A 4,248-nucleotide genomic window follows, 5' to 3' on the forward strand; every position below is an offset into this window, starting at 1 on the left:
CAAATCATATCCACGAGGCGGGTCAATTCTCGGTGAAAATCCCGGGTCAGATCTCAACGGCAATCAACATGCACGGTCATACTCGGTGAGCTCGTCGCTGACGGGAGCAATGTCTTCAAAAGATGTCATGTCGAGGATCGCCGTAAGGCACAGGCCGTCGCTGCGGATCGATGATGGCGCCTGCGCCAATCAACCGTCGTAGATATGCCGGTGTCTTTTCTCGTCTTGGCCATGAACCAACAACACTCCTTGCCCGCGTTCCGTGGACAAGAGAACAACCCCTGCTGCTTCAAGCGCCCGGCGTACCTGATCCCGCGTTGTCTCATACACCTCGAGCCGGTTCTCGGACTCGAGGCGCTTCAGGGCAGTCAGCGATATTCGGGCCTTGTCAGCGAGCGTCTCCTGCGTCCAACCCAGCAACGCGCGTGCGGCCCGCGACTGTCGAGCGGTGATCATGCATGATCACCTCCCATCGCGACCGGCGCGCATTCCAGAACTACGGCTATTTTAGTCGTCCATGCCTGATCCGCCACATGAATTCGTCGAATCTGGCCAGAAGGTTATTTGCACACGCCTGCGCGCAGGGCGCCTGATTCGTCTGCATGTTCGGGTACATCGCCCTTTCTAAGTTATGGCGCTGGTCGCCAGGCATATGATCCCTAAACGATCCGTCTCCCGTAATCATGATGCGTTTGCGTATCTCAATCTTTGCATTTTTGCCCAAGACATGATACGTATTCAGATCAACAATGTGCAAAAGGTACGCAAAGGCGTCACATGAAGGTAGAGACAGAAGCTCTGGCAGCGATTGGCGACCATTTTCGCTGCGCCCGACTGGCAGCCGGACTGACGCAGGGGCAGGTGGCGGATCTCGCCGGTATATCGCGGCCGCGCTACCGCGATGTTGAAACCGGGGCAGCGGCAGCGCGCAGCACGACCTTGATCAATATTGCCCGAGCACTTGGTCTGGAAATGATGCTCGTTCCGCAGGCGATGGTGCCGGCAGTCGAAGCGCTCTTGCACCCGGAGACCGAGGATGATCGCCCCGCCTTCAGTCCGCAACCGGAGGACAACGATGATAGTCGCCGCTGAAACCATCGCGTCACTGGACGTGTTTCTGAACAGCGTGAAGGTTGGCACGATCGTCAGAACCCCAGGCGACTTCAACGCCTTCAGTCTTGACCCGGCGTACCGCGCGACAGGAGGTCATCCGGTTCTGAGCTTGTCGTTGCGGGCCGCCGCGGGAGGACTGCGCAAGGATCCGCGTCCGGTCGCAGGCGCGTTGCCGCCCTTCTTCGCCAATCTCCTGCCCGAAGACCGGCTGCGCGAGGCGATGGAAAAACACCACGCCGCTCATGTTCGGCCGGGGAATGATTTTGATCTTCTTGCGGCTCTTGGTGCGGATCTGCCGGGCGCGGTGCGGGTCGTGCCCAGTGGCGACCGAACAGGAGCTGCGACGACGGTATCCCCGGACAAGCCGAAAGCGCGCTTTTCGCTGGCGGGCGTGCAGATGAAACTCTCGGTGATGAAGAACACCGGAAAAGGCGGCGGCCTGACCGTGCCACTCGGTGATGGCGAAGGGCAATATATCGCCAAGTTCCCGTCCACGGCCTTTCCGGGTGTGTCGGAGAACGAGTTCGCGAACCTTGCGCTTGCCGAAGCTATCGGCATGGACGTGCCCGAACGGGAGCTGGTCGGCCGCGACCAATTCGAGGGTATTCCCGAAGAGTTCGAGACGCTTGCTGAAGGGCTGGTCCTGCTGGTCCGGCGCTTCGATCGCGGGAGCAACGGGCAGCGCATCCATATCGAGGATTTTGCGCAGGTCTTTGGCCTGTATCCGGCGCGCAAATATGATGGCGCTGCCTCTCACGACATCGCATCTGTGCTCAGCGTGGCGATCTCGCCCTTTGCCGCACTGGAGTTTGTTCGGCGGCTGACCTTCTCGGTGGTCATGGGCAATGGCGACATGCACCTCAAGAACTGGTCACTGATTTATTCGGGCGATGGCGACACACCCGCCCTTGCGCCGGTCTACGACATGCTCTCGACCGTTCCCTATATTCCGGCCGACGGGTTGGCGCTGTCCCTCGGCGGTGAGCGGGCATTCAAGGGTCTGACGCCGGCCCGCTGGAAGGCCTTTGCCAACCGGGCGCGGCTTCCCGAGCCAGCCGTCCTCAAGGCCGTCGCCGAAACAGTGGGGCGCATCGATGCGCAGTGGTGGACCTTGGCGGAGCGCAAGGTCCTTCCCCCGCATGTGCTGGAGCGGATCGACGCCCATGTGAAAACCATGCTTCCGATCCTGGCCGGCTGAGCGGATTTTGCCTGCAAATGCCGTGGGCGAACGGGTCATTGTGCCAAACATGGGAAGGCCCCGGCCTTGCGACCGGGGCCTTGTGCCCGTGTCAGTCGCCGCGGCGACCGTTGGGGCGGGACCAGATGAGCGAGAAGGTCTCGCCGTCTTCCTCGTCGAAGAGGTTGGCGTAGATCGGGGCGTTGAAGCTCGGATCGTCCAGCTTGAGACCCAGATAGTCGCGGCCCTCGTTGGAGCGCTTGGACCAGGCGGCACCAATCTCGGCGCGGCCGACCAGAACCCGGTGGCTGGGGGCGTTCTCGCCGGTGGCGCGCAGGTCGGGGATGATGCGCACGCCTTTGGCCTGGACGCTGAGGGTGACGATTTCGCCGGTGAATTCGTTCGAGCCGGTCTTCTTGAAGGTGCCGATGGTTGCCATTTTAAGTCTCCGTTTTCCGTTTCCGAGCCCGCACCATTGCGGCCTCTATGGCGATCGACCGGCCGGAGACGAACGGTGGCGCACCCCGAACGGGGCTGGACAGCACAGGAGGAACTTTCTTGTTCCGCGCGGAATGGCAGCTTTGCCGTCAGGGGAAGAAAGTCCAACGACGCTGTTGCGCCGAAGCGGTCGAAGCGCTTGCGCTGGTCTTCGGCCAGATCAGGCCATTGAAGAGGCCGTTTGGAGCGGTCGAGGCACGGGGGCTGAACGGAGATGTGGCAACCTTGAGGCCGCATCAGGATGACCAGACCGGCAACACCGGCATGTCTGTCAGACCTTGTCCCTGGCCGCGCGCGTTTCTTTTACCGGCCTCTCTCGCCATCGGCCGGTATCCCGGTTCGGCCCGTCAGCGTTGATACTGACCGTCATACAGTCTTCCGGCCACGCTCGGGTTTCAGGCCGATCCGGGGATTATACGCGTCCGCCGCCTCCCTCCTGTCGAAAGCGGCAGATGATCCGCATCCGCTTCTGTGTCCTGCTGCCACGAATGACTTCGGTTCATGAGCACGCAGTCAGCGAATCATCGCCCATCAAGCTCAGTTATCGAGACAGACCGAAGCCTACAGAATGTCACCAATTTTGTCATTTAAGGCATGAAATTCGCTCATAATCGTAGAATAAGAGCGATTCTCAGCAGGGTACGGACATAAAATGCCAAATTGTTATATGAAATAATGACACCTACCTTGAGGGCATAGTTGCAAGGGAAACACCAATGGCATTCAAGGCAGATCTTCTCAAAAAAAGCTCAAGGAAGAGGGCACAAAGCCGGATGAACTCGCTGCGGCGATCAAAAAGCACAAACGGACTGTGCGTCGCTGGCTGGCTGGAACTAATCCACCCAAGCAGAAGGACTTGGAGGCGGTCGCACGCGTCCTCAACTGCAAACCCCAGGATTTTGACCCGTTCTTTGCTGACAAAGGTTTGGGGGAAGTTTCCATTCAGGCCCACGTGTCCGTAGCATCCCATAATGCCTATGAACTGATGCGCTGGCGTTACGGGGTCAGCCAGAAACAGATCATGGAGCTGGCTCCCGTGCTATTCGCCATTGTCGCAGGACATGCGCTTAAAGTGCCGGATCAGGATGATGAAATAGCTCGGCTCGCCTTTGACAATCGCCTTACCGATCCACGCCTCCAAGGCGGGCACAACGAGGCTCGCGCCAGCAAGCTGAGGAAGTGTTTTGGCCTCGAAACGTCCGATCCAGGGGTTGAAACATCGCGCAATCTGTTCAGCGAGGCAATGCGGCGCCTGCCTTCGCAGATTGAAGACTATGTCGATACACGATGGTTTGTCGGCGCCGCAGCGGAAGAAGTACCAGGGGCAGCTGGGTACGTTTCGGACACTGAGCTTGTTAGCGCACTCTCCGGTGGAGATCTGAAACTGGCGGGGTAATCCCCCCTGAAATTAAGGGTCTTCATTAGTAGAATTTTCTCGGCAAGATGTCTGAGGAGAATTT

General features: G+C 59.3%; 6 protein-coding genes. 4 read left to right on the forward strand and 2 right to left on the reverse strand.

Features of this window, described 5'->3' with window-relative positions; genetic code table 11:
- Positions 1 to 189: 189 nt before the first annotated feature.
- The gene (locus ACFPLB_RS12270; RefSeq protein ID WP_378230010.1) at positions 190 to 456 is read right to left on the reverse strand and encodes a helix-turn-helix domain-containing protein; all 267 of its coding nucleotides are present in this window, start codon (positions 454 to 456) and stop codon (positions 190 to 192) included.
- 321 nt (positions 457 to 777) lie between these two features.
- On the opposite strand from ACFPLB_RS12270, the gene ACFPLB_RS12275 reads away from it, so the two are divergent.
- Positions 778 to 1,092, forward strand: a complete 315-nt coding sequence (locus ACFPLB_RS12275; protein ID WP_378230012.1) for a helix-turn-helix domain-containing protein — start codon at positions 778 to 780, stop codon at positions 1,090 to 1,092.
- Entirely contained in the window at positions 1,076 to 2,311 is a 1,236-nt protein-coding gene (locus tag ACFPLB_RS12280; protein WP_378230014.1) for a type II toxin-antitoxin system HipA family toxin, read from the forward strand. The genes ACFPLB_RS12275 and ACFPLB_RS12280 overlap by 17 nt, the downstream gene beginning before the upstream one ends.
- A gap of 91 nt (positions 2,312 to 2,402) precedes the next feature.
- On the opposite strand, the gene ACFPLB_RS12285 is transcribed toward ACFPLB_RS12280, so the two are convergent.
- Positions 2,403 to 2,729, reverse strand: a complete 327-nt coding sequence (locus tag ACFPLB_RS12285; RefSeq protein WP_009450558.1) for a DUF736 domain-containing protein — start codon at positions 2,727 to 2,729, stop codon at positions 2,403 to 2,405.
- A 119-nt stretch (positions 2,730 to 2,848) separates the two neighbouring features.
- Between ACFPLB_RS12285 and ACFPLB_RS12290 the strand changes: the two genes are divergently transcribed.
- Positions 2,849 to 3,145, forward strand: coding sequence for a hypothetical protein (locus ACFPLB_RS12290; RefSeq protein ID WP_378230016.1), 297 nt, complete (start codon positions 2,849 to 2,851; stop codon positions 3,143 to 3,145).
- Positions 3,146 to 3,509: 364 nt separating this feature from the next.
- Positions 3,510 to 4,184 carry a helix-turn-helix domain-containing protein gene (locus ACFPLB_RS12295; protein ID WP_378230018.1) on the forward strand — a complete coding sequence of 225 codons (675 nt, stop codon included), beginning with the start codon at positions 3,510 to 3,512 and terminating at the stop codon, positions 4,182 to 4,184.
- Positions 4,185 to 4,248 lie beyond the last annotated feature (64 nt).

Origin of the sequence: Aquamicrobium segne, from assembly GCF_042656785.1 — a bacterium.
Classification (GTDB): domain Bacteria; phylum Pseudomonadota; class Alphaproteobacteria; order Rhizobiales; family Rhizobiaceae; genus Mesorhizobium; species Mesorhizobium segne.

Bases quoted from the DNA above. Each gene is read 5' to 3' on its own strand.
- ACFPLB_RS12270 (WP_378230010.1), bottom strand. From the start codon at position 456: ATGATCACCGCTCGACAGTCGCGGGCCGCACGCGCGTTGCTGGGTTGG.
- ACFPLB_RS12275 (WP_378230012.1), top strand. From the start codon at position 778: ATGAAGGTAGAGACAGAAGCTCTGGCAGCGATTGGCGACCATTTTCGC.
- ACFPLB_RS12280 (WP_378230014.1), top strand. From the start codon at position 1,076: ATGATAGTCGCCGCTGAAACCATCGCGTCACTGGACGTGTTTCTGAAC.
- ACFPLB_RS12285 (WP_009450558.1), bottom strand. From the start codon at position 2,729: ATGGCAACCATCGGCACCTTCAAGAAGACCGGCTCGAACGAATTCACC.